This window comes from Viridibacillus sp. FSL H8-0110 (assembly GCF_038003565.1).
In the GTDB taxonomy this organism is placed as follows: Bacteria; Bacillota; Bacilli; order Bacillales_A; family Planococcaceae; genus Viridibacillus; species Viridibacillus arenosi.
Genome location: NZ_JBBOPJ010000001.1, coordinates 26,836 through 50,824, shown reverse-complemented (window position 1 = coordinate 50,824; position 23,989 = coordinate 26,836). Strand labels below are relative to the sequence as shown.

The following is a 23,989-nucleotide window of genomic DNA, read 5'->3' as shown; positions in this document are numbered from 1 at the left end:
ACAATAACAAATAGATTATTACCTATCTTGTTTTTCAAATGTGATTTCATATATAGAAAACATCCGAAATATTCGCAATTTCGGATGTTTTTTTTATTTACAGACCTTATTATTCCACATGATAGGCTTGGTACACATCTCGCTTTGCAAGACCTCTTACTTTTGCCACTTCTTTAATAGCATCTTTAGAAGATAGTTGCTGTTCTTCTATTAACTTATTTATGTGATCGACAACAGTCAACTCATCCCACCAAGCTGCTTCCTCTTCTTCATCAGCATTTACATTACCTTCTAAAACAATACAAAATTCTCCTCGAATTTCACTCTCAATTGCCCACTCTAATGCTTCATCAACTGTGCCTCTTAAAAACTCTTCAAATTTCTTCGTCAATTCGCGTGCTAAAACAATCTGACGATTACCAAGAATTGTTTGCATATCCTTTAATGTATCTTTCAAACGGTGTGGAGCTTCATAAAATAGAATCGTCTCTGGTCTCTTACTTAATTTTTCTAAAGCTTCTTTACGCTCCTTCTTTTGACGACTTAAAAATCCATAGAAGAAAAATGGTTGAGGGATTAAGCCCGATGCTATTAAAGCGGTGATAGCCGCGTTAGCACCTGGAATCGGCACTACCGCAAAGTCTTCTTCAATTGCCTTTGCAGCAATATCTGCACCTGGATCTGAAATACATGGTAGTCCTGCATCACTTACTAATGCTACTGTTTTACCTTCACGTAAATAATTAAGAAGCTTTTCACCACCATACTCTTTGTTATGATCGTGGTAACTAACAAGTGGTGTATCAATTTCAAAGTAGTTACAAAGTTTTTTAGTATTACGCGTATCTTCTGCTGCGATGACATCAGCTTCTTTTAGAATACGAATAGCTCGCATAGTCATGTCCTCTAAATTACCAATAGGTGTAGCGACTAAGTATAAGCAACTCTTATTTTCATGCATGGTACTTTTTTGTGATTTCACAATTCTTCGCTCCTTATATGATTGATCTTCTGTTTACGTGTTAATTGTTTAAATGCGTATTCAGCTCGCATCGCCTCTTGCTTTGTCTCATATTCTTCAAAATAAATGCAACGTACAGGTAAACGTGCTCTTGTATACTTGGCACCTTTTCCTTGGTTATGCACGCCGAGTCGATGTTCTAAATCATTTGTGTAACCTGTATAGTAAGTTCCATCACCACATTCTAGTACATACATGAGATGCTTATTGTTCTTTTCCATATAGCATCTCTCTCACTTCATCTGTATATTCACCATCTTCTCCATATACATAAAGTGGGGGCAAAATCTTTAAATCTGGCTTGCCATCTTTAATTCCTTCTATTAACAATGTATTCGCTTCTTTACCAGCTTTAGGATAAACAAAGCGAATACGTTTTGGCTCCAATCGATTTGCACGCATTGCCGTTATAATATCAAGTAGACGACTCGGACGATGAACAAACGCTGCCTTTCCACCTTGCTTTAACAATTTACTTGCAGAAAAAATCATTTGATCTAATGTTAAGTGGATTTCATGTCTAGCAATCGCGACATGCTCCTTCAAGTTTTTATCACTCGCTTCATGCGCAGGGAAATACGGTGGATTACATGTCACGACATCATACTTTTCCGCGCCAAGTACAGATGCAATTGTCTTCACATCACCTTGCATAATCTCAATTTGTTGTTCTAATTTATTATAATGAACACTTCTCTGAGCCATATCAACAAGACGATTTTGCAATTCTACTCCAGTAATATGCCCTTTTGTTCGAGCACTCAAGAACAACGGAATAGCTCCATTACCAGCGCATAAATCAACAAGCTTTCCCCTTTGATAAGGTACATTTACAAACTTTGCAAGTAATACTGCATCAAGAGAAAACGAAAACACCGACGGACTCTGAATAATGCGTAACTCTTCTGCTAAAAGATAATCGAGCCTCTCATCTTCTTTCAACCACTGTTCCATATAATTACCTCCAACATAGCAAAAGACTGACCTCCACTTTTTGAGAAAATGGAATCAGTCTTTGTTTAGCCGTTTTGTTTATTTAAAAATGATAGGCAGAATAAACAATCCTCGCCCTTACGTGATCCTCCGAAATGGACATGACATACATGGTATCCTTCATGATAAAGACGTGCCAAGTTATCATAACCCTCACCGACATCAATGATTTCTACTTTTTTCGCTGTAACGTCTTTGATAACCTTCCCCTCAGGTTTAGAAGAGAGTACTTCCTCTAGACGAGTGCGAAGATGACGATTCTCCATTTGGAGTGTTTGATGCTCTTCCATCATGAGTGCAACGAATTTCTTCAGTGCCTCAAATTGTTTTTGCATCGATTCTAGCTGTTGTTCGAACTCCATAACAGTATCTAAGAAATTACGGTCCTCCACTCAAGCCACCTCATTATTTCCACTATTGGACAGAACTTTTTTCGTGTTGTAAAATTTCTTCCAATGTATAATCCAAAATACGTTGTTGCTCAGAAAGCTCTACTTGTAGTACGCGCTCTAATATATTCATACCTACTACTTTTCCACTACCATCTGGTGTTGTAATTACAGCACCAATATCAGGCATTTGCTCCCTTGCTTCTTCATACTCGTCGTTTTCATATTTCAAGCAACACATTAAACGTCCACATAACCCTGAAATTTTAGAAGGGTTAAGCGATAAGTTTTGATCTTTCGCCATTTTTATAGAAACTGGCTCAAAATCACCTAAAAATGTAGAACAACATAACATTCTTCCACATGGACCTATACCACCAAGCATCTTCGCCTCATCTCTCACTCCAATTTGGCGAAGTTCGATTCGTGTGCGGAAAATAGCAGCTAAGTCTTTTACTAACTCTCTGAAATCTACTCGACCCTCCGCAGTAAAATAAAAAATAATTTTATTACGGTCAAATGTATATTCAACATCAACTAATTTCATTTCTAGTTCATGTTCTGAAATTTTTTCTGTTGCTGATTCAAAAGCACGTTTAGATTCTATAGCATTTTCGTCAACCTGGAATCGATCGCTTTCATCGGCTGGACGTACAACTTGCTTTAACGGTAGTACAACATCACTTTCGCCTACTTGTTTCATTGGAACAACAACTTTGCCATACTCAATGCCACGCGCAGTTTCGACAATTACATATTGACCCTTACTTAATAAAAATTCTCCAGGATCAAAATAATATATTTTACCCGCTTTTTTAAAGCGGACACCAACTACATTATACAAAGGATTTTCCCTCCTGCAGATTCAGCATAAGCTGCTCCATCATCAGCGTTCGGTTCATGTTGCGCTGTAATTGCTGACGAGCTTGTAATATCGCTTGTAACTGCGTCGATAAACGAGCATATGTCGTCTGCAATGCAACTTTCTTCCAATACGATAACCAATCTGGATACGTACACACTGCTTCGGGATTTGCTTTAATCGCAACAATGTCACGAAATGCAAATAGCAGTAAATCTAATGCCAACTCCATTTGCTCTTTCTCTTTAAATAGTGGCAGCCAATCTTCATGTACTGATAACATAGATTCATGCACATTAGTAAAGGTTGCCTCAACCAATTTTAACACTGTTTTTCGGGCCTGCGCAAACTCATCATCTTTTGATAGAGAAAAAGCTTCCTCTAAATCGCTTGTCACCATGCTAACCGTAGCAGCCATTGAAACCGTAATTCCCTCTGCTACAAGCTCTTTAATCATAGCGTCTTTTGATATTCCTTGAAACTTTATATGTTGGCAACGTGAACGAATAGTCGACAACATAGCATTTATATTATCTGTAATGAAGATTGCCGTCACAATACCTTCAGGCTCTTCGAGAAATTTCAATAATTTATTGGCAGATTGCGGATTCAGACGGTCGGCCTCATGAACGACATATACTTTTCGCCCTGCTTCTAAGCCTGTCTTATTCATTTCATGTAACAAGGCCTCGATGGCTGCTACTTTAATAAATTGACCATCAGGGTATATTTGGTGGAAATTTGGGTGATTTCCTGATTTTATACGCTGACAATTTCGACATGTTTCACATGGAACATTTTTTCGAGGTTCCTCACAAAACATTAATTGCACAAAGAAATGCATTATAGCTTCAGTTCCAGAGCCTTTTCCACCTTCAAATATGTAAGCATGACCAAGTCTTTTTTTATCGAAAATTGTTTGGAGCTGCTTCATCACTACGGGTTGTAATTTTAGTAGCTCTTCAGCTGTCTGCACCATCATTCATCACCTTTTCATTGTTTGAAAAAATCCCGTGCTCCGGGGTTCCGAAAGGCACGGGGTTTATTTACGTATATAAGTTGATTAACAACCCTTTAATTTCGCCTATTTTACTTAATAATTCAACGGAGTCTTTCTCCTGATTTAAAATGTCCTCTGTCAATTCGATAAGCTTTTCATCAATTGTTGATACAACCTTCAATCGTCGACCTTCACCAAAACGATTCCATGTATGCGATTGTTTAAGCTCCATACCGTAATCAACTGCCTCTTTTAAGAAGCGTTTTACAAGCATTTTAAATTTAGCTAAGTCACGTAAATTACGAGATTTGGCAATACGATCGCCAGCTGTTGAAATATCACCTAATAGTCTTGTTAGTTGCTCTGTTTGCAATCGCTGCCCCTGCTTCACTACTACGTCACCAAAACGCGTTACGGGTTGATGATTTTGTAGCGGCTGACGTGATTGATCTAAGCCAGTTCGTAAGTCTTGATTAATTTTCAATTACCAGTCGCCTCCATTATTAGAAATGGTGGAACTGTTCAATCGGTAATACGAAAACGGTAGCTCCCCCAACCTCAACTTCTACAGGATATGGAATATACGAATCTGCATTCCCACCCATCGGTGATATTGGTGCTACCATTTGTTCACGAGCACGACAATTATCACGAATGATATCTAAAGCTTTTGGAACCAATGAATCTTCAGTACCTATAAGGAATGTTGTATTTCCTGAGCGTAGGAATCCTCCAGTACTTGCCAATTTTGTTGCACGAAACTCATTTTTCGTCAAAGCGTTTGAAAGACGGTTACTATCCTGATCTTGTACAACTGCTACAACTAATTTCATCGGCACTCACCCCTTAATTAAATAGGTTCTTTAAATAATTATAACACAAACAAGCTAATTTCTTCATTTTCTTTATAATTCATTTTTCAAAATTTCCCAAACATTCTCAACTACTTCATCTAAACTTTTACTTGCATCTACTATACGAAAACGTTCTGGATTTTGATCTGCTAATAATTTATAGGCTTCACAAACCTTTGTATGGAAAGCTAGGCTCTCTACATCTAAACGGTTAATTTCACGGTCACTATGCGCATTAATTCGTGCAAGTCCCGCCTCTGGCTCTAAATCAAATAATATCGTTAAATCAGGCATTCTATCCCCAATAGCAAACTCATTGATAGAACGAACCCCTTCCATTCCAAGACCTCTGGCATGTCCCTGATAAGCTAATGATGAATCAATAAAGCGGTCACATAAGACCGGGATACCTAAAGCTAAAGCTGGTTCTACCTTTTCCGCAAAATGCTGGCTGCGAGCAGCTGCATATAATAGAGCCTCCGTCCGTGCATCCATTGCTGTATGGGCAGGGTTTAATATGATATCGCGAATCTTTTCAGCTATTTCGTTGCCCCCTGGTTCACGTGTTGCAACGAACTCTTTCCCCTCCCTTTGTAGCCTTTCAACAACCATTTTCAATACAGTAGTTTTCCCTGCTCCCTCTGGTCCTTCAAATGTTATAAATAAATTTTTCTTCATTATTATATGTTCCTCCGATAACGGATTAGTTTCGATTTACTCTATTATACAATATCTATTCTTAAAACCCGTCACTCATGCTTAATTTCATTAATCAAAAAGTCCAATTGCATACTAAATAGTTTTTAATTACCCTATTTCAAATTATTTAACCCTACTACCTTTTACAATAATTGATATCCTGTATTTTAAAATACTTATAAATTACTACTCAATTTGAGGAGATGAAAATCTCTTACTTGATACTAGAATTAATATCAATCGATTAATCCATAATGCAGCCAGCGGGTTATTTAATGATTAAAATATTCTAATAACCATATATACATATATATAAAGTATTAAATCAACCAATTGAATTAAACAAAAGTTAATCGATTGGATAAACAGAGAAAACAACTACAGAAAAGCTCATTTTAACCATAAACGTCTAAGATCACTTAGGCTTTTATATATTTGATGTATTTTATTTTCAAAATCAATAAAAAAGCACAACTGATTAAATCAGCTGTGCTTTGATGTGCCTAGCAACGTCCTACTCTCACAGGGGGAAACCCCCAACTACCATCGGCGCTAAAGAGCTTAACTTCCGTGTTCGGCATGGGAACGGGTGTGACCTCTTTGCTATCGTCACTAGACTATTTTAAGACAAGAATTATTATATCACTTCACTTAGCTAAAAGCAAGTGTTTTTTAAACTTTTTTAATAAGTTTTTCTTGTTCTCTCAAAACTGGATAAATTACATTGAAGTTTGTTAAGTAAAATTTGGTTAAGTCCTCGATCTATTAGTATTCGTCAGCTCCGTATGTCGCCACACTTCCACCTCGAACCTATCTACCTCATCGTCTTTGAGGGATCTTACTTACTTGCGTAATGGGAAATCTCATCTTGAGGGGGGCTTCATGCTTAGATGCTTTCAGCACTTATCCCGTCCACACATAGCTACCCAGCGATGCCCTTGGCAGAACAACTGGTACACCAGCGGTGTGTCCATCCCGGTCCTCTCGTACTAAGGACAGCTCCTCTCAAATTTCCTACGCCCACGACGGATAGGGACCGAACTGTCTCACGACGTTCTGAACCCAGCTCGCGTACCGCTTTAATGGGCGAACAGCCCAACCCTTGGGACCGACTACAGCCCCAGGATGCGATGAGCCGACATCGAGGTGCCAAACCTCCCCGTCGATGTGGACTCTTGGGGGAGATAAGCCTGTTATCCCCGGGGTAGCTTTTATCCGTTGAGCGATGGCCCTTCCATGCGGAACCACCGGATCACTAAGCCCGTCTTTCGACCCTGCTCGACTTGTAGGTCTCGCAGTCAAGCTCCCTTATGCCTTTACACTCTACGAATGATTTCCAACCATTCTGAGGGAACCTTTGGGCGCCTCCGTTACTCTTTAGGAGGCGACCGCCCCAGTCAAACTGCCCGCCTGACACTGTCTCCTACCCCGCTAAGGGGCATGGGTTAGAAGTTCAATACATCTAGGGTAGTATCCCACCAACGCCTCCTCCGAAGCTGGCGCTCCGGAATCTCTGGCTCCTACCTATCCTGTACAAGATGTATCAAAATTCAATATCAGGCTACAGTAAAGCTCCACGGGGTCTTTCCGTCCTGTCGCGGGTAACCTGCATCTTCACAGGTACTATAATTTCACCGAGTCTCTCGTTGAGACAGTGCCCAGATCGTTACGCCTTTCGTGCGGGTCGGAACTTACCCGACAAGGAATTTCGCTACCTTAGGACCGTTATAGTTACGGCCGCCGTTTACTGGGGCTTCAATTCGCACCTTCGCTTGCGCTAAGCACTCCTCTTAACCTTCCAGCACCGGGCAGGCGTCAGCCCCTATACGTCACCTTACGGTTTTGCAGAGACCTGTGTTTTTGCTAAACAGTCGCCTGGGCCTATTCACTGCGGCTCTCTCGGGCTTTCACCCTACTAGAGCACCCCTTCTCCCGAAGTTACGGGGTCATTTTGCCGAGTTCCTTAACGAGAGTTCTCTCGCACACCTTAGGATTCTCTCCTCGACTACCTGTGTCGGTTTGCGGTACGGGCACCTTTTACCTCGCTAGAGGCTTTTCTTGGCAGTGTGAAATCAGGAACTCCGGACATACGTCCTCGTCATCACAGCTCAACGTTATAGAAATGGGATTTGCCTCATTTCACGCCTCACTGCTTGAACATGCATAACCAACAGCATGCTTACCCTATCCTACTGCGTCCCCCCATTGCTCAAATGGTAAATAGGTGGTACAGGAATATCAACCTGTTGTCCATCGCCTACGCCTATCGGCCTCGGCTTAGGTCCCGACTAACCCTGAGCGGACGAGCCTTCCTCAGGAAACCTTAGTCATTCGGTGGACGGGATTCTCACCCGTCTTTCGCTACTCATACCGGCATTCTCACTTCTAAGCGCTCCACCAGTCCTTCCGGTCTGACTTCACAGCACTTAGAACGCTCTCCTACCACGGACATCTAAGATGTCCATCCACAGCTTCGGTGAATTGTTTAGCCCCGATACATTTTCGGCGCAGCGTCACTCGACCAGTGAGCTATTACGCACTCTTTAAATGATGGCTGCTTCTGAGCCAACATCCTGGTTGTCTAAGCAACGTCACATCCTTTTCCACTTAACAATTACTTTGGGACCTTAGCTGGTGGTCTGGGCTGTTTCCCTCTTGACTACGGATCTTATCACTCGCAGTCTGACTCCCGTGCATAAATCACTGGCATTCGGAGTTTGTCTGAATTCGGTAATCCGGGATGGACCCCTAGTTCAAACAGTGCTCTACCTCCAGGATTCTTTATCACGAGGCTAGCCCTAAAGCTATTTCGGAGAGAACCAGCTATCTCCAGGTTCGATTGGAATTTCTCCGCTACCCACACCTCATCCCCGCACTTTTCAACGTACGTGGGTTCGGGCCTCCAGTAAGTGTTACCTTACCTTCACCCTGGACATGGGTAGATCACCTGGTTTCGGGTCTACAACCACATACTCATTCGCCCTATTCAGACTCGCTTTCGCTGCGGCTCCGTCTTCTAAAACTTAACCTCGCATGTAATCGTAACTCGCCGGTTCATTCTACAAAAGGCACGCTATCACCCATTAACGGGCTCTAACTACTTGTAGGCACATGGTTTCAGGATCTATTTCACTCCCCTTCCGGGGTGCTTTTCACCTTTCCCTCACGGTACTGGTTCACTATCGGTCACTAGGTAGTATTTAGCCTTGGGAGATGGTCCTCCCAGATTCCGACGGAATTTCACGTGTTCCGCCGTACTCAGGATACACTCAAGAGAGAATGAACTTTCAACTACAGGGCTGTTACCTGCTCTGGCGGGCCTTTCCAGACCGCTTCGTTTAACTCATTCCTTTGTAACTCCATATAGAGTGTCCTACAACCCCAAGAGGCAAGCCTCTTGGTTTGGGCTATTCCCGTTTCGCTCGCCGCTACTCAGGGAATCGATTTTTCTTTCTCTTCCTCCAGGTACTTAGATGTTTCAGTTCCCTGGGTCTGCCATCAAGACGCTATGTATTCACGTCAAGATACTGCTCCATTACGAACAGTGGGTTCCCCCATTCGGAAATCTCCGGATCAAAGCTCACTTACAGCTCCCCGAAGCATATCGGTGTTAGTGCCGTCCTTCTTCGGCTCCTAGTGCCAAGGCATCCGCCATGCGCCCTTAATAACTTAACCTAAAAGTTAGTTATTAAGCCTAAAAAACTTAATAATAAAAAATGTGTTACTTAATTTGCTTCAATGTCGTTTTATCCAGTTTTCAAAGAACAAGGTTTTGAAGATCATTTTACAATGAGCCTTCAAAACTGAACGCAAGACGTTAATCGACAGATCCAAGATCTGTTTCCGTAATTATCCTTAGAAAGGAGGTGATCCAGCCGCACCTTCCGATACGGCTACCTTGTTACGACTTCACCCCAATCATCTATCCCACCTTCGGCGGCTGGCTCCATAAAGGTTACCTCACCGACTTCGGGTGTTACAAACTCTCGTGGTGTGACGGGCGGTGTGTACAAGGCCCGGGAACGTATTCACCGTGGCATGCTGATCCACGATTACTAGCGATTCCGGCTTCATGTAGGCGAGTTGCAGCCTACAATCCGAACTGAGAACGATTTTATGAGATTAGCATACCCTCGCGAGTTAGCGACTCTTTGTATCGTCCATTGTAGCACGTGTGTAGCCCAGGTCATAAGGGGCATGATGATTTGACGTCATCCCCACCTTCCTCCGGTTTGTCACCGGCAGTCACCTTAGAGTGCCCAACTAAATGATGGCAACTAAGATCAAGGGTTGCGCTCGTTGCGGGACTTAACCCAACATCTCACGACACGAGCTGACGACAACCATGCACCACCTGTCACCAATGTCCCCGAAGGGAAAACTCTATCTCTAGAGCGGTCATTGGGATGTCAAGACCTGGTAAGGTTCTTCGCGTTGCTTCGAATTAAACCACATGCTCCACCGCTTGTGCGGGCCCCCGTCAATTCCTTTGAGTTTCAACCTTGCGGCCGTACTCCCCAGGCGGAGTGCTTAATGCGTTAGCTGCAGCACTAAGGGGCGGAAACCCCCTAACACTTAGCACTCATCGTTTACGGCGTGGACTACCAGGGTATCTAATCCTGTTTGCTCCCCACGCTTTCGCGCCTCAGTGTCAGTTACAGACCAGAAAGTCGCCTTCGCCACTGGTGTTCCTCCAAATCTCTACGCATTTCACCGCTACACTTGGAATTCCACTTTCCTCTTCTGCACTCAAGTCTCCCAGTTTCCAATGACCCTCCACGGTTGAGCCGTGGGCTTTCACATCAGACTTAAGAAACCACCTGCGCGCGCTTTACGCCCAATAAATCCGGACAACGCTTGCCACCTACGTATTACCGCGGCTGCTGGCACGTAGTTAGCCGTGGCTTTCTAATAAGGTACCGTCAAGGTACGTTCAGTTACTAACGTACTTGTTCTTCCCTTACAACAGAGTTTTACGATCCGAAAACCTTCATCACTCACGCGGCGTTGCTCCATCAGACTTTCGTCCATTGTGGAAGATTCCCTACTGCTGCCTCCCGTAGGAGTTTGGGCCGTGTCTCAGTCCCAATGTGGCCGATCACCCTCTCAGGTCGGCTATGCATCGTTGCCTTGGTAGGCCGTTACCCCACCAACTAGCTAATGCACCGCGGGCCCATCTAGTAGTGACAGCCGAAACCGCCTTTCAGCATTTTGCCATGTGACAAAATGGATTATTCGGTATTAGCCCCGGTTTCCCGGAGTTATCCCAATCTACTAGGTAGGTTGCCCACGTGTTACTCACCCGTCCGCCGCTAAATCAGAAGAAGCAAGCTTCTTCATCATTCGCTCGACTTGCATGTATTAGGCACGCCGCCAGCGTTCGTCCTGAGCCAGGATCAAACTCTCCATAAAAGTAGTTTGAAAGCTCATTAGCTTTGCTAGCGTATCATCCGAAGATGATATCTATTTTTTGTTTTGATCCACCAACAGAGTTGATGTTCAAAAACATTTATTGATTAACGTCTTGCATGTTCAGTTTTCAAGGTTCATTGTATTCGGTCGATGTCTAGTCGACTTTTAATATTATATCAGGATAACATTTCGTTGTCAATAACTTTTAAAAAATTTCTTTTTTAGTTATCGTCCTGACAAGTTGCTTAGTTTTAGTAGCAACCTTTATATTATATCAACTTCACTTCTCGTTGTCAACAACTTTTTAAGATTGTTTTTTTAGTTGATCTGTTACTTAAATTAGCAACTTAACTAATATAACACGCTTTATAAGCGTGCGCAAGTGTTTTTCAAAAAAAGTTATAGTAGATTGAAATTGCTAATACAGAGGCTACTCCTGGTATACCTAATAGTGCAACCAACAAGCTAGAGAAAAAGTTAATAGGAACAAACAATCCTGCAAAACCTAATAAATAGTGTAGTGCGAACAGTAGTACAAAAGAAAATGCTATACGAAACCAAAAAATCGATAGCCACTCAATTGCTTTACCCCAATGCTTTCTTGTTCTCATTAATAGGAAGAAAAAAAACAACACCCCTACGAAACCAACAATCGGTTTCCACATCATATATATCCCACTCCTTTTATGATAGTAGTGAAATATATGATTGGGATGCTGTTTTTAATTCATTTTCTTAATAAGATTTTTCGAATACGCGCTTCTTTAAATAGATAGAAGTGTTTACTTTCAGCAATTTTACGCTGCGCGATTGTATCTAGATCATAATCATCTAGTAAACCTTCAATCTCTTGCGTCTGCTGCCAGTCTTCTTTGGTTTCTCTCATTAGAACCACTAACTTCTCATCAAATTCTTGACGTAGCTTTTGTTTACGAAAAAACATCATGTTCGCCCCTTACTTTACAGTTCACGTCTTCCTTCTAACGCTTTTGATAAAGTTACTTCATCAGCATATTCCAAATCGCCACCTACAGGTAAACCGTGAGCTATACGAGTTGTACGTATACCCGATGGTTTTACTAGGCGCGAAATGTACATTGCAGTAGCTTCACCTTCTATAGTAGGGTTTGTAGCTAAAATTAATTCCTGTACTTGATCATCTTGTAATCTTTTCAACAATGTAGGTACATTAATATCTTCCGGGCCAATACCGTCCATTGGCGAGATTGCACCATGAAGCACGTGATATAAGCCGTGATAGTCACGCATTTTTTCCATGGCTATCACATCTTTAGGATCTTGAACAACACAGATCGTTGAAGCATCACGCTGTTTATCCTGACAAATATGACATGGATCCACATCAGTAATATGACCACAAACTGAACAATAAGTTAAGTTACGTTTAGCATCAACTAATGCTTTTGCAAATGATAGGACAGTATCTTCCTTCATTGTTAACACAAAAAACGCCAGTCGAGCCGCGGTTTTCGGCCCGATACCTGGCAATTTCATAAAACTATCAATTAATTTTGATATCGGTTCAGGATAATGCATATCAATTCCTCCTAGAACATGCCGGGAAGGTTCATACCTTTCGTGAATTGTCCCATTGTAGCATTTGTAGTTTCGTCTACTTTTTTAATCGCTTCGTTTGTAGCGATGATAATTAGATCTTGTAACATTTCGATATCTTCTGGATCTACTACTGATTCATCAAGAATTACGTCAGTCACTTTCTTCTCACCAGATATAACTACTTTCACCATACCACCACCAGCTACACCTTCAAATACCTGAACAGCTAGTTCTTCTTGAGCTTCCATCATTTTCTTTTGCATTTTTTGCATTTGTTTCATCATGTTATTCATATTTCCCATACCACGCATATTAGTTTCCTCCTCAAAATAATTAAAATTCACTCTTCTAGTATTTCTACAAAACCTTTACCAAAAAGCTCCTCTGCTTTTGCGACAAGCGGATCCTCTGAAGGAATTCGCTCCTCTACAAAAAGAGGTTCTGTCATTTCGTTTACATTATCTGCAGGTGTTTCTTCTAATGAATGCACCTGTTTGTCCAGACCATGCTGACGAATGAAGTCTGCACGTATTTTCAGCCAATTATCCTCGGGCACTACTACAATTTCATAGGCCACACCTGTTAATGGTTGTAAGATTGTAGACATCGCTGAAAATGTACCATTATTAGTACCTATCGTGCAATAAACTCCCTGCTTTAATTTTAACACAAACGCATTAGAAGATGCTGCCACAGGTTCAGCGTCTTCCAAAAGTGCTGATTGCGATTTTTGAAGTTGGTTTAGCACATCAGACCACGCTGATTTTATCATTTGCAAATCTTTTTTCGTTGCTACTTTAAGTACCTCTTGGATACGACCAACATTAATTTTCATACCACTATCCACTTTTGGTCGTTGTCGTTGTTGAGCAGGTGCTGCATCACGTTGCTGTTGGCCACCTTGTTGAAGTTGCAGAACAATTTGTTCTAAAGAGGCAATTTTCGATTCAAGGTCTGCAACGTTAGGTGATTCGCCGGTAGATTGCGTCATCATTGGACTATTTTCTTGAATAGTGGCTTGAGTGATGGGTTGACCTGGAGCGAATTGCGCCATTTTCAGTAAAGCAGTCTCTAAGTAAATTTTGGAATGGTGTGAAAAACGCATTTCTTGTTGCGTCTTCGAAAGGATATCAACATATCCATATAACGTATCCGTTGTAAATTGGTTGGCTAAAGTTTTGAACTTTTCATCTGACGAGGCAAGCTCAAGTAGATCCTCTAAATCAGGGGCTGTTTGAATTAGTAATAGGTCACGGAAAAATGTGATGAGATCTTCTGATAGACGCACCGCATCTTTTCCTTCACTTATTAATTTTTCTAAAAGCGCTAATACTTGTGCAATATCTTTATCTCCTAATGCTTTTGCTAAATCATAGAAGACTTCCTGACTTATAGACCCTGTCACGAATAGAGCATCCTCTAGCGTTAACTTGTCCCCACTGAAAGATACAACTTGATCCAACATACTCAATGCGTCTCGCATACCTCCGGCAGCAGATTGAGCGATGACCTTCAACGCTTGCTCATCATATTGTAGTTCTATATCTTCTAAAACGATTTTCATACGTTCCAATAAATCAATAGAAGAAAGTCGTTTAAAATCGAATCTTTGACAACGTGAAATAATAGTCGCTGGCAGCTTATGCGGCTCCGTCGTTGCCAATATAAATACAACATGCGCAGGCGGTTCTTCTAAAGTTTTAAGTAGAGCATTAAATGCACTTGTAGATAACATATGGACTTCATCGATGATATACACCTTAAATCGGGCACTTGCAGGTGCAAAACGTACTTTTTCAATAATCTCACGCATTTCCTCCACGCGAGAGTTAGATGCAGCATCAAATTCAATGACATCAGGATGTGACCCATTTGTGATACTAATGCACGTTGCACATGTATTACACGGTTCTTCAGTTGGTGCATGCTCACAATTTAATGCTTTTGCAAATATTTTCGCTGTACTTGTTTTCCCTGTACCACGAGGTCCAGAGAATAAATAAGCATGCGTAGTTTTATTGGCAAGGAGAGCATTTTGGAGGGTCCGTTTAACATGCGACTGTCCTGACATTTCTCTGAATGATTGCGGGCGATACACACGATAAAAAGCTTGATACGTCAACGTTTCCCTCTCCTTTTTTGCCGATTATTTGAATGTATTTATTATACCATAAGAGCGCTTATTAAAGCCGCTCGATACCTTTAGATAAAATAAAAAACTCATTCGCCGAAAACGACGAATGAGTTTGAAATTTGCACGATAAATGCCGTGCACCTTCCTTCGACAGCCGTACATAAGCGTTACTTTTGTCGTTAGCTCTGATTAGGCAACCCTACGGCACATGCGATAAGCCGCTTAATGCTGCTTCCTTCCGGACCTGACATGGTTCGCGGGTACGCATTGCGTAGGACCCAATCGTCAACACTACGTGCAAAAGGCAGACCAAACATACGGACAGCCTTAGAAAAGGACTTCAGTCTCGCTAGAGCGGATTGCGAGTTATAGGACACCGCTACCTTCCCACCTAGCACGGCATCTATTAGTATACGAAGAATAATGAAAAAAATCAATATAAAAGCATGAAACGAAATATTACAATTAACAAAAGAATAGTCCTAAGATCGATTAATATCTTATTTCAAGCGATTTTTCACCTTCTAATTAAAATACTTTTCACTTTAAAAAACTCTGTAAAATAGACCTTTTAAATATTAATTTAATTTTTTTATTAAAAAGTGTTGACGAGATATTTAATACATGATAAAGTATTACTTGTCAGAAAGACAACAACATACTTTCTTCGGAGGAATACCCAAGTCTGGCTGAAGGGATCGGTCTTGAAAACCGACAGGCGGGTCATACCGCGCGGGGGTTCGAATCCCTCTTCCTCCTCCATTTTATTTTTAAAAACACGCGCATAATATTGAGATTGTATTCGTTGCTAAAGTGACGAATTTTTTCTCTAATACATATAGTCAGAAATTTTAGAAACAAACATTTATGTTTGTTTCTTTTTTTATTTATCAAATTGATTAATAAATAGTAAGAGCTCTTCAGGCGAACCTACAACACCGATTTTCCTCTGCTGACTTTTTAACATGAAGCCTTCATCCACAGTATGTTGTAAATGTGCTTGAAGAAAATCATAATAAGAATTGATGTTATATAAGCATACAGCTTTCGAATGCTGGCCTACTTGAGAAAGTGTTAGTACATCAAAAAACTCATCCATTGTCCCCGCGCCACCTGGCAATGCGATAAAGGCATCTGCTAACTCCCCCATTTTAGCCTTACGCTCATACATAGTATCTACAAAAACCAATTCTGATAACCCCTGATGTGTAACCTCTTTCCATTGCATAAAAGTAGGCATAACACCAATTACTTCTCCTCCATGAGCTAATACCTCATCTGCCACTTTACCCATTAGACCTACAATTGATCCTCCATAAACAACCCCAACACCATGTATAGCCAAAAACTTACCGAGCTCTATAGCTTTCTCAGCATATATAGAATTCCTCCCCATCTTAGATCCACAGTAAATTGCTACCCTCATAAAGTGCACCCCCTCTTATTTAAAAATATAAAATAATGCACCTATATATGATTATATTCCTCCATTTCTTATAGTAATTTTAAACATATTATTTATTGCTATAAAAAAGACTGTCATTGAAATGACAGTCTTTTTTAACCGATTATTTACGACGTAAATGTGATGTCTGCTCCATAAAGTGACTAATACGTTCCACAATTACTTCTACTGTATCTGGATTTTTCATCAAATCGTAGTCGTTGATATCTAAACGTAATACCGGACATGCATTAAAACTGTCGATCCAGTTTTCATAACGTCCGTGCATTTCATACCAATAATCCTTTGGTGTTTGTTGTTCCATCGGACGACCCCGTTCTTCTATACGCGATAAAATATCTTCAATTGGCCCTTCCAAGTAAATTAGCAAATCTGGATGTGGAAAATAAGGTGTCATAACCATTGCATCGAATAAGTTTTTATATGTTTCATAATCAATTTTACTCATCGTGCCTTTTTCTTCATGCATTTTAGCAAAAATTCCTGTGTCCTCATAGATTGAACGATCTTGAATAAAGCCACCACCATATTCAAAAATACGTTTTTGCTCTTTGAAACGTTCTGCTAAGAAATATATTTGTAAATGGAAGCTCCATTTTTCGAAATCATCGTAGAACTTGTCCAAGTATGGATTCGAATCGACCTTTTCAAATGACGTACGGAAATTTAATGCATTTGCTAACGCCTTTGTCATTGTCGATTTGCCGACACCTACTGTTCCCGCGATTGTAATAACTGCATTAGCAGGAATGCCGTATTTTTCTCTTAAATTCATGACTCGAAACTCCCTTTTTCTAATGTTTCTTCAACAGTTCTTAAGATTTTTTGTAAATCTGATGGATTTTTCACAAAATCAATTTCATCGCCATTTATTCGTAATACCGGAATATCTGGATTTTGTTTTTCAAATCGTTCAATAAATACATGATAATCCGTCACGAGCTGCTCCATATAGTCTCTTGAAATCATTTTTTCAAATTCGCGACCTCTCATGGCAATTCGTTTCATCAAAGTATCGACGCTTGCATGCAGATAAACCACTACATTTGGACATGGCATGTCTGCAGTTAATATCCGATATATTTCTTCATACTTGTGAAATTCAGACTCTTTTAATGTTCTTTTAGCAAAGATTAAATTTTTAAAAATGTGATAATCTGCAACTACAGCTTTCTCATGCGATAGTATATGATTCTTTATATCTGTTAATTGTTTATAGCGATTACATAAGAAAAACATCTCTGTTTGGAAACTCCACTCATCAATGTCTTCATAAAATTTATTTAAAAACGGATTTTCGTCCACGATTTCTTTCAATAAGTGAAACTGAAAAGTCTCAGCAACTATTTTAGAAAGTGACGTTTTTCCGACGCCAATTGGCCCCTCAACCGTGATAAACGGTACAGGCATCAGAAGTCCCCCTTCATCGTCTTTTTTAGTCAGTGCTTATCATTTTATCATAGTAATAAGAAAAGCAGAAGTGACTCGTTAAGTACAGGTGATTTTATAAAAAGTAACTTATACCCTAAATTTTAATATCATCAATGTGTGCAAAAAAACCCCCAGTATCAACTGAAGGTTTAAATATTACCGTTTTTTCACGTGGAACATTTCTTGTAAAAGTGCCCAGTTTTGAGGGAAGGCAAAACCCATATGCCAATAACTTATACCCCTTAACTTTAATTCCTTCAGCAAATTGAACTTCGCTTCAATAGAACGTGCATCTTCAAACCACACCACATGCTCTACCCCATCACTCCAATAATGGAAGAATGGCGCTTCAGCTATTGGATCATACGAAATCGCCGCATTTTGGTTTCTTGCCAGAGCAACAGCCTGTTGAGGGCTCAATCCTCTTGCGGGCGGATTTCCTGTTTTATATGGTAATGTCCAATCATATCCATATAAATTTTGTCCCATCATTACTTTATCAGCAGGTATTTCGGTTATAGTATATTCTAACACCTGGCGTACTGGACCAATTGGTGATACCGCCATTGGCGGACCTCCGCTATATCCCCATTCATATGTCATAATGACAACAAAATCAACCGCTTCACCTATCCCTTTATAGTCGTGCCCTTGATACCACTTTCCTGGCTGATTTGCACTTGTTTTGGGAGGGACTGCTGCCGAAATCGTTAATCCTTGAGCATGAGCTCTTTGTCTGAACCTGTTCAAAAAATCAACGTAACGTCCCTTATCCTCAGCTAACAAATACTCAAAATCTAAATGAATATCTTTTGCCCCTTTATTAGAGGCCTCTTTTAAAGCTGCTCCAATGATTAAGTCTTGTAATGTAGTATCGTTTAAAATAGTATGTGCTAATGTATCACTAAAAGCGTTATTTTCTATATTTGTTAATACGATGGCTGTTGCCGTCTGATTTGCATTCGCTATCTCTGGTATACTTCCCCAATCTAGCGGTGTAAGAGTGCCATCACGTCGTACTTCATATGAAAATGGCATCATATAAGTTAATAGTGGTGCACGTCTTCTCAGCTGAGCTATTAAACTTTCTGGAATTTCAGCTGTATACCATTCGACATAACCGTTAGTATCGATTGTAGGGCGATTTGGATTTGGCGTTTCAGGTAATACAAGCGCTTGCCCAACAACTAGAACATCTGGATCTGGAATTTCATTAAGCGCAACAATCGTCGCGACTGTCGTATTATGCGCCCTCGCGATATTATATATGTTATCGCCTTGCTTCACTACATAAATCAAGTGCAACCTCCTCTAGCATTATTTCTCCAGTAATATATGCGAATTGGGTTTAAACCGTGCTACACTATTTTGCAAGGAGCGATGAATCTATGGACGTATTAAAAAAAGATCTATACTTTATGCAATTGGCCATCGAAGAGGCAAAAAAGGCTGCATCACTAGGAGAGGTACCAATTGGGGCCATCATTGTCTACAAGGATGAAGTCATCGCCAGTGCACACAATTTACGCGAAACTTCACAGAATGCAGTTACCCACGCTGAACTCATGGCAATTCAACAAGCTTGCAACAAAATTGGTAGTTGGCGATTAGAAGAAACAACTCTCTATGTTACTTTAGAGCCTTGCCCTATGTGCGCAGGAGCGATTTTACAATCCAGAGTGCCACGCGTCGTTTATGGAGCTAGAGACAGTAAAGCGGGTTGTGTAGATTCACTCTATCATTTACTTAATGACTCACGGTTCAATCATAAGTGTGAAGTGACAGAGGGCATTTTAACAGCTGAATGTGGCCAATTATTAAGCGATTTCTTCAGTAGTTTACGTAGTAAGAAAAAAGCTGAACGAGCAACTCCTGTCTCTAAAGTTATACCATTTTCCAAATTAAAATCAGACGTTGAAAATTTCTTATGCGAGTCGTTACAAGGAAAGGTCGAACTTCAATCTGCCACACATAATCAATCCCGTGATGATATACCACACATTTGGTTAACTCTAAATAAAGACCCTATTTTTAATGTAGATGATTTAGCATTTATTAACGGACAAATTCAAGGAAAGTATTGTTCTGAACTACTCTCTAAAGAATTACAAATAGCTGAACAAAATAAAATTGCTAGCTTACATTTATATGAAGCATTTACTCAATACCCTCATTTATCAATTGTAGATGCACTAGCTTCAACAAACCCAATTATCCGTGCATACTCATTACTTGATCGTCGTGTAGGGAAACGTAAATTAAAAAACATGACTGCACCACAGTCTTCATTAGAAAGAAAGTTTTATCATATCCGTTGTGAGGCAGAAGGTATTCACTATTAGACTCAAGGGAGATAACCTATGCAATTTAGCAAAATCAAAAAAAGATACGAAAGCTTTCTTTGTAAAAAGTTGCAAGGTCGCGTGAAGCTTTATGCAACAACATATCGCAAAGCACATGATAACCCAGCAAGTGTTTGGCTTACATTAGATAAACAAAAAATTTTAAATGCAGATGATTTAAGTTTTATCGTTCCGAGGAACATACTGTATGCGCAACTAAAAGAACAACATATGCTAAAACCAATACCATATAATAGAGACTTCAATGTAATGTTAGGATTCCCTGAAAGACGAGCATTAGAGGATGCCTATGATTTAGCTGAAGAAACTTTAATGGAACGAGGAAATTTCGAAAGCTTTTACTTGTATGAAGCAATCATGTACTATATGCAATTATCCATTGAAGAATCATTACTATCAGAAAATGTACTCATTCAAGCCTTTGCAATGTTTGATTACCGTTTAGGAAAACGCAGATTACAAAATTTAAACATGACTGGAGTTCATCCTACTATTCAGCAATTTTATCAAATTCGCTGTGAAGCAGAGAGCATTATAAATAAAACAAAAAAAGGCTAATGCAGGAGAGTCCCCTAGCATTAGCCTTTTCGTTTATAAATTATTTAGTTGGTGCTTGAATTACTTCTTTACCGCCCATATATGGACGTAAAACTTCAGGAATAACTACAGAACCATCTGCTTGTTGATAGTTTTCAAGAAGTGCTGCAACTGTACGCCCAATTGCTAGACCACTACCATTTAATGTGTGCACATATTCAGGTTTTGCCCCTGTTTCACGACGGAAACGGATATTGGCACGACGCGCTTGGAAATCTTCAAAGTTAGAGCAAGAAGAGATTTCACGGTAAGTACCTTGAGCTGGAATCCATACTTCTAAATCGTATTTTTTCGCAGCAGTAAAGCCTAAATCTGATGTGCACATTTTTAATTTACGATATGGTAGACCTAAAAGTTGAAGAACCTTTTCAGCGTGGCCTGTTAATTTTTCCAATTCATCATAAGAATCTTCTGGTTTTACGAAACGCACAAGTTCTACTTTATTAAATTGGTGTTGGCGAATTAAACCACGCGTATCACGGCCAGCAGATCCCGCTTCAGAACGGAAAGAAGCACTATAAGCTGAAAAGCCTTTCGGTAAAATATCAGCATCTAAAATTTCATCACGGAAGAAGTTTGTTACCGGTACTTCTGCTGTTGGGATTAAGAAGTAATCTGTATCCGCTAATTTGAAGACGTCTTCTTCAAATTTTGGAAGCTGACCCGTACCTGTTAAACTATCGCGATTAACGATTACAGGTGGTAACATCTCTTCATAGCCATGTTCTTCAGAATGTAAATCCATCATGAAACTCATTAAAGCACGTTCTAAACGAGCACCTAGACCACGGTAAAATACGAAACGGCTACCCGTTGTTTTTGCAGCACTTTCAAAATCGATGATGTTCAAATCTGTACCTAGATCCCAGTGTGCTTTAACCTCAAAATCAAACTCAGGAATGTCGCCCCATTTAGCTACTTCCACATTATCATCTTCCGTGTCTCCAACTGGTACACTTTCATGTGGAATATTTGGTAAACGCATCATCATATCTTGGAATTTACCTTCCACCTCACGAAGCTCTGTATCCAATGCTTTAATGTCATCGCCGACTTTACGCATATGTGCGATTTCAGCATCCGCATTTTCTTTATTACGTTTCTTTTGAGCAATTTGTTCAGAAACTTGGTTGCGCTCAGCTTTCAATACTTCTGTTTTTGCGATTAAATCACGGCGTTGTTGATCAAGAGTTTCAAATTGATCAAAGGTTCCTAAATCTTCATTACGGTGAGATAGCTTTTCTTTAATTTCCGTATAATTATCACGGATTCGTTTAATATCTAACATATGTCCATTCCTCCAGTTTTGTAAATTCGATAATAGAAATGTATCAAGGTAATCTTACAAAACAATACTTTAGGTCTAGGATATACTAAAAATAAGCAACAAAAAAGCCCTCATCCCCATGAAAGGGACGAGAGCATACCCGCGTTGCCACCCTAATTGATTGCACCTAAATGCAATCCACTTGTTTCATAACGGCTTGTTGGCCGGCCACAGCCTACTAAAGATTCAGCTGAGCAACTCCAGGACGGATTCACAAGGTTTTTTATCGACTTACACCAACCGTCGACTCTCTATAAAAAAAACTTACTTGCTACTACTTCCTATCATCGTGTTTAATTTGAATTTTATCCATACTTTACAATAGATTTCACCGTTTTGCAAGTGTGGTCAAAACACTTTTCTCAACCATCTGCACAAAGTATGCCATGATTCGTTGATCCTCTGTCAATTCCGGATGAAATGAACAGCCTAAAAACTGTCCATCTTTCGCTAAAACAACGCGTCCATTACACTGTGCTAATACTTCAACATTCGATCCCACTGATACAATATGAGGTGCACGTATAAATACTGCCGGGAAGTTTTCACCAATATTTTTTATAGAAAGGGGTATTTCAAAGCTATCAATCTGTCTACCAAATGAATTACGTTCAACAATAACATCCATTACGCCAATATGGGGCGTTTGCTGGCCAATGACATTTTTCGCTAATAATATTAATCCTGCACAAGTACCAAATATTGGTTTACCATCGTCAGCAAATTGACGAAGGGGTTTCATCATGCTGTAACGGTCAATTAGCTTCCTCATCGTTGTACTTTCACCACCCGGTAGTACAAGACCTTCTAGCTCCTTTAATTGTTCTGCATTCTTTACAACAATTGGAACAGCACCAGCTGCTTCTATAGCTTGAACATGCTCACGTACAGCACCTTGCAAACCTAAAACACCGATTTTCATCATCTTACCAGCCTCGATCTTGCATACGATCTTGTGGATTTAAGCGGGAGATTTCGATACCTTTCATCGGAACCCCAAGTTCCTTCGAAATTTCAGCGATTAATTTATAATCCTTGTAATGAGTTGTTGCTTCTACAATGGCTTTTGCAAACTTGGCAGGATTTTCAGATTTGAAGATACCTGAGCCTACAAAAACACCATCTGCTCCAAGCTCCATCATTAATGCTGCATCAGCGGGAGTTGCTACTCCACCAGCAGCAAAATTTACAACCGGTAATCGACCTAAACGGTTGATTTCTAATAAAAGTTCATAAGGTGCACCTAAAATTTTTGCCTCTGTCATTAGTTCATCTGGTGTCATGTTTGCAACTTTACGTACCTGTGCATTCACTTGACGTATATGGCGAACAGCTTCAACTATATTACCCGTTCCTGGCTCACCCTTTGTACGAAGCATCGTTGCCCCTTCAGCAATACGACGTGTTGCTTCACCTAAATCGCGACATCCACAAACAAAGGGCACTTTATAATCGCTTTTTAGCAAATGATATTCTTCATCTGCTGGTGTTAACACCTCACTTTCATCTATGTAATCTACGCCCATTGCTTCTAAAACACGAGCTTCTACAATATGGCCAATTCGCGCTTTTGCCATTACAGGTATTGATACGGCTGACATCACTTCTTCCACAATTCGAGGATCTGCCATACGCGCTACTCCACCAGCAGCTCGGATATCAGACGGTACACGCTCCAGAGCCATAACAGCAACTGCGCCCGCCTCCTCAGCAATTTTTGCTTGCTCAGCATTAATTACATCCATAATTACGCCACCCTTTTGCATTTCTGCCATTCCACGTTTTACTCGAACTGTACCTGTTAGATTTGTCATTTCCATCGCCTCCATTTTCTTGTATGATGTTAGTATAATGAAAATTGACC

23 protein-coding genes, 1 tRNA gene, 3 rRNA genes, 1 other RNA gene, 1 pseudogene and 1 other annotated feature are annotated in these 23,989 nt (G+C 40.3%); of the genes and pseudogenes, 4 read left to right on the top strand and 25 right to left on the bottom strand.

Annotated elements, in window-relative coordinates; genetic code table 11:
- Window positions 1-109: 109 nt before the first annotated feature.
- The 18 genes from rsmI to ffs form a co-directional block, all read right to left on the bottom strand.
- Complete coding sequence (rsmI, locus tag MHH98_RS00235; protein WP_038179229.1) at window positions 110-982, bottom strand: 16S rRNA (cytidine(1402)-2'-O)-methyltransferase; 873 nt, start codon at window positions 980-982, stop codon at window positions 110-112.
- Window positions 979-1,242 carry a GIY-YIG nuclease family protein gene (locus MHH98_RS00230; RefSeq protein ID WP_038179228.1) on the bottom strand — a complete coding sequence of 88 codons (264 nt, stop codon included), beginning with the start codon at window positions 1,240-1,242 and terminating at the stop codon, window positions 979-981. Before MHH98_RS00230 ends, rsmI begins: the two co-directional genes overlap by 4 nt.
- On the bottom strand, window positions 1,226-1,975 hold the full coding sequence (locus tag MHH98_RS00225; RefSeq protein ID WP_038179227.1) for a tRNA1(Val) (adenine(37)-N6)-methyltransferase: 750 nt from the start codon (window positions 1,973-1,975) through the stop codon (window positions 1,226-1,228). Before MHH98_RS00225 ends, MHH98_RS00230 begins: the two co-directional genes overlap by 17 nt.
- Window positions 1,976-2,040: 65 nt before the next feature.
- Window positions 2,041-2,406 (bottom strand): DNA replication initiation control protein YabA, encoded by a 366-nt coding sequence (gene yabA / locus MHH98_RS00220; protein WP_038179226.1) that lies wholly within the window; start codon window positions 2,404-2,406, stop codon window positions 2,041-2,043.
- A 22-nt stretch (window positions 2,407-2,428) separates the two neighbouring features.
- On the bottom strand, window positions 2,429-3,247 hold the full coding sequence (locus MHH98_RS00215) for a PSP1 domain-containing protein (protein ID WP_038179225.1): 819 nt from the start codon (window positions 3,245-3,247) through the stop codon (window positions 2,429-2,431).
- On the bottom strand, window positions 3,240-4,244 hold the full coding sequence (holB, locus tag MHH98_RS00210) for a DNA polymerase III subunit delta' (protein WP_076035405.1): 1,005 nt from the start codon (window positions 4,242-4,244) through the stop codon (window positions 3,240-3,242). Before holB ends, MHH98_RS00215 begins: the two co-directional genes overlap by 8 nt.
- Window positions 4,245-4,311: 67 nt before the next feature.
- A complete protein-coding gene (locus MHH98_RS00205) occupies window positions 4,312-4,749 on the bottom strand; it encodes a YaaR family protein (protein ID WP_038179223.1) in 438 nt (145 codons plus the stop codon).
- Between the two features lie 19 nt (window positions 4,750-4,768).
- The gene (locus tag MHH98_RS00200; protein ID WP_038179221.1) at window positions 4,769-5,098 is read right to left on the bottom strand and encodes a cyclic-di-AMP receptor; all 330 of its coding nucleotides are present in this window, start codon (window positions 5,096-5,098) and stop codon (window positions 4,769-4,771) included.
- A gap of 72 nt (window positions 5,099-5,170) precedes the next feature.
- Entirely contained in the window at window positions 5,171-5,797 is a 627-nt protein-coding gene (gene tmk, locus MHH98_RS00195; RefSeq protein ID WP_038179219.1) for a dTMP kinase, read from the bottom strand.
- Window positions 5,798-6,319: 522 nt separating this feature from the next.
- Window positions 6,320-6,435 (bottom strand): 5S ribosomal RNA (gene rrf / locus MHH98_RS00190).
- A 128-nt stretch (window positions 6,436-6,563) separates the two neighbouring features.
- Window positions 6,564-9,493, bottom strand: a 23S ribosomal RNA gene (locus MHH98_RS00185).
- Window positions 9,494-9,677: 184 nt separating this feature from the next.
- Window positions 9,678-11,230: ribosomal RNA gene (locus tag MHH98_RS00180) — 16S ribosomal RNA — on the bottom strand.
- Together the 16S, 23S and 5S rRNA genes form the textbook arrangement of a ribosomal RNA operon.
- A 389-nt stretch (window positions 11,231-11,619) precedes the next feature.
- Entirely contained in the window at window positions 11,620-11,898 is a 279-nt protein-coding gene (locus MHH98_RS00175) for a pro-sigmaK processing inhibitor BofA family protein (RefSeq protein WP_038181008.1), read from the bottom strand.
- A gap of 59 nt (window positions 11,899-11,957) precedes the next feature.
- Window positions 11,958-12,173, bottom strand: coding sequence for a YaaL family protein (locus MHH98_RS00170; protein WP_081730036.1), 216 nt, complete (start codon window positions 12,171-12,173; stop codon window positions 11,958-11,960).
- Between the two features lie 17 nt (window positions 12,174-12,190).
- Complete coding sequence (gene recR / locus MHH98_RS00165) at window positions 12,191-12,787, bottom strand: recombination mediator RecR (protein ID WP_038181014.1); 597 nt, start codon at window positions 12,785-12,787, stop codon at window positions 12,191-12,193.
- A gap of 11 nt (window positions 12,788-12,798) precedes the next feature.
- Window positions 12,799-13,119, bottom strand: coding sequence for a YbaB/EbfC family nucleoid-associated protein (locus MHH98_RS00160; RefSeq protein ID WP_038181016.1), 321 nt, complete (start codon window positions 13,117-13,119; stop codon window positions 12,799-12,801).
- Between the two features lie 29 nt (window positions 13,120-13,148).
- Window positions 13,149-14,930 carry a DNA polymerase III subunit gamma/tau gene (gene dnaX, locus MHH98_RS00155; RefSeq protein ID WP_076066004.1) on the bottom strand — a complete coding sequence of 594 codons (1,782 nt, stop codon included), beginning with the start codon at window positions 14,928-14,930 and terminating at the stop codon, window positions 13,149-13,151.
- Between the two features lie 145 nt (window positions 14,931-15,075).
- Window positions 15,076-15,342, bottom strand: an RNA gene (ffs, locus tag MHH98_RS00150) — signal recognition particle sRNA large type.
- A gap of 269 nt (window positions 15,343-15,611) precedes the next feature.
- Here ffs and MHH98_RS00145 point away from each other — a divergent pair.
- Window positions 15,612-15,704, top strand: a tRNA-Ser gene (locus MHH98_RS00145).
- Between the two features lie 121 nt (window positions 15,705-15,825).
- Here the strand turns inward: MHH98_RS00145 and MHH98_RS00140 are convergent.
- From MHH98_RS00140 to MHH98_RS00125, 4 genes are all read right to left on the bottom strand, one after another.
- Window positions 15,826-16,368, bottom strand: coding sequence for an LOG family protein (locus MHH98_RS00140; protein WP_179078298.1), 543 nt, complete (start codon window positions 16,366-16,368; stop codon window positions 15,826-15,828).
- 142 nt (window positions 16,369-16,510) lie between these two features.
- Window positions 16,511-17,182 carry a deoxynucleoside kinase gene (locus MHH98_RS00135; RefSeq protein WP_038181019.1) on the bottom strand — a complete coding sequence of 224 codons (672 nt, stop codon included), beginning with the start codon at window positions 17,180-17,182 and terminating at the stop codon, window positions 16,511-16,513.
- A complete protein-coding gene (locus tag MHH98_RS00130; RefSeq protein ID WP_038181021.1) occupies window positions 17,179-17,817 on the bottom strand; it encodes a deoxynucleoside kinase in 639 nt (212 codons plus the stop codon). The genes MHH98_RS00135 and MHH98_RS00130 overlap by 4 nt, the downstream gene beginning before the upstream one ends.
- Window positions 17,818-17,994: 177 nt before the next feature.
- Window positions 17,995-19,137 carry a glycosyl hydrolase family 18 protein gene (locus MHH98_RS00125; protein WP_038181023.1) on the bottom strand — a complete coding sequence of 381 codons (1,143 nt, stop codon included), beginning with the start codon at window positions 19,135-19,137 and terminating at the stop codon, window positions 17,995-17,997.
- Between the two features lie 89 nt (window positions 19,138-19,226).
- Between MHH98_RS00125 and tadA the strand changes: the two are divergent.
- The 3 genes and pseudogenes from tadA to MHH98_RS00115 all read left to right on the top strand — a co-directional run.
- Window positions 19,227-19,703: pseudogene (tadA, locus tag MHH98_RS00120) on the top strand (tRNA adenosine(34) deaminase TadA); the annotation flags it as partial.
- A 21-nt stretch (window positions 19,704-19,724) separates the two neighbouring features.
- Window positions 19,725-20,180: an SF0329 family protein gene (locus tag MHH98_RS22030; RefSeq protein WP_445684010.1), complete on the top strand. Its 456-nt coding sequence runs from the start codon at window positions 19,725-19,727 to the stop codon at window positions 20,178-20,180.
- Between the two features lie 18 nt (window positions 20,181-20,198).
- Window positions 20,199-20,759, top strand: a complete 561-nt coding sequence (locus MHH98_RS00115; RefSeq protein WP_076066005.1) for an SF0329 family protein — start codon at window positions 20,199-20,201, stop codon at window positions 20,757-20,759.
- A 40-nt stretch (window positions 20,760-20,799) separates the two neighbouring features.
- Here MHH98_RS00115 and serS read toward each other — a convergent pair whose 3' ends face one another.
- The 3 genes from serS to pdxS all read right to left on the bottom strand — a co-directional run bounded on the left by serS (window position 20,800) and on the right by pdxS (window position 23,939).
- The gene (gene serS, locus MHH98_RS00110) at window positions 20,800-22,086 is read right to left on the bottom strand and encodes a serine--tRNA ligase (protein ID WP_076035513.1); all 1,287 of its coding nucleotides are present in this window, start codon (window positions 22,084-22,086) and stop codon (window positions 20,800-20,802) included.
- Window positions 22,087-22,206: 120 nt separating this feature from the next.
- Window positions 22,207-22,422: a binding site (T-box leader), on the bottom strand.
- Window positions 22,423-22,453: 31 nt separating this feature from the next.
- Window positions 22,454-23,047, bottom strand: coding sequence for a pyridoxal 5'-phosphate synthase glutaminase subunit PdxT (gene pdxT / locus MHH98_RS00105; RefSeq protein ID WP_076035514.1), 594 nt, complete (start codon window positions 23,045-23,047; stop codon window positions 22,454-22,456).
- A 4-nt stretch (window positions 23,048-23,051) separates the two neighbouring features.
- Window positions 23,052-23,939: a pyridoxal 5'-phosphate synthase lyase subunit PdxS gene (pdxS, locus tag MHH98_RS00100; protein ID WP_038181033.1), complete on the bottom strand. Its 888-nt coding sequence runs from the start codon at window positions 23,937-23,939 to the stop codon at window positions 23,052-23,054.
- Between the last annotated feature and the right edge of the window lie 50 nt (window positions 23,940-23,989).

Excerpts from the sequence above, each read along its gene's own strand:
- MHH98_RS00230 (WP_038179228.1), bottom strand. The coding sequence starts at position 1,242 with ATGGAAAAGAACAATAAGCATCTCATGTATGTACTAGAATGTGGTGAT.
- MHH98_RS00225 (WP_038179227.1), bottom strand. The coding sequence starts at position 1,975 with ATGGAACAGTGGTTGAAAGAAGATGAGAGGCTCGATTATCTTTTAGCA.
- holB (WP_076035405.1), bottom strand. The coding sequence starts at position 4,244 with ATGGTGCAGACAGCTGAAGAGCTACTAAAATTACAACCCGTAGTGATG.
- MHH98_RS00200 (WP_038179221.1), bottom strand. The coding sequence starts at position 5,098 with ATGAAATTAGTTGTAGCAGTTGTACAAGATCAGGATAGTAACCGTCTT.
- tmk (WP_038179219.1), bottom strand. The coding sequence starts at position 5,797 with ATGAAGAAAAATTTATTTATAACATTTGAAGGACCAGAGGGAGCAGGG.
- MHH98_RS00175 (WP_038181008.1), bottom strand. The coding sequence starts at position 11,898 with ATGATGTGGAAACCGATTGTTGGTTTCGTAGGGGTGTTGTTTTTTTTC.
- MHH98_RS00170 (WP_081730036.1), bottom strand. The coding sequence starts at position 12,173 with ATGTTTTTTCGTAAACAAAAGCTACGTCAAGAATTTGATGAGAAGTTA.
- recR (WP_038181014.1), bottom strand. The coding sequence starts at position 12,787 with ATGCATTATCCTGAACCGATATCAAAATTAATTGATAGTTTTATGAAA.
- MHH98_RS00160 (WP_038181016.1), bottom strand. The coding sequence starts at position 13,119 with ATGCGTGGTATGGGAAATATGAATAACATGATGAAACAAATGCAAAAA.
- MHH98_RS00140 (WP_179078298.1), bottom strand. The coding sequence starts at position 16,368 with ATGAGGGTAGCAATTTACTGTGGATCTAAGATGGGGAGGAATTCTATA.
- MHH98_RS00135 (WP_038181019.1), bottom strand. The coding sequence starts at position 17,182 with ATGAATTTAAGAGAAAAATACGGCATTCCTGCTAATGCAGTTATTACA.
- MHH98_RS00130 (WP_038181021.1), bottom strand. The coding sequence starts at position 17,817 with ATGCCTGTACCGTTTATCACGGTTGAGGGGCCAATTGGCGTCGGAAAA.
- MHH98_RS00115 (WP_076066005.1), top strand. The coding sequence starts at position 20,199 with ATGCAATTTAGCAAAATCAAAAAAAGATACGAAAGCTTTCTTTGTAAA.
- serS (WP_076035513.1), bottom strand. The coding sequence starts at position 22,086 with ATGTTAGATATTAAACGAATCCGTGATAATTATACGGAAATTAAAGAA.
- pdxT (WP_076035514.1), bottom strand. The coding sequence starts at position 23,047 with ATGAAAATCGGTGTTTTAGGTTTGCAAGGTGCTGTACGTGAGCATGTT.
- pdxS (WP_038181033.1), bottom strand. The coding sequence starts at position 23,939 with ATGACAAATCTAACAGGTACAGTTCGAGTAAAACGTGGAATGGCAGAA.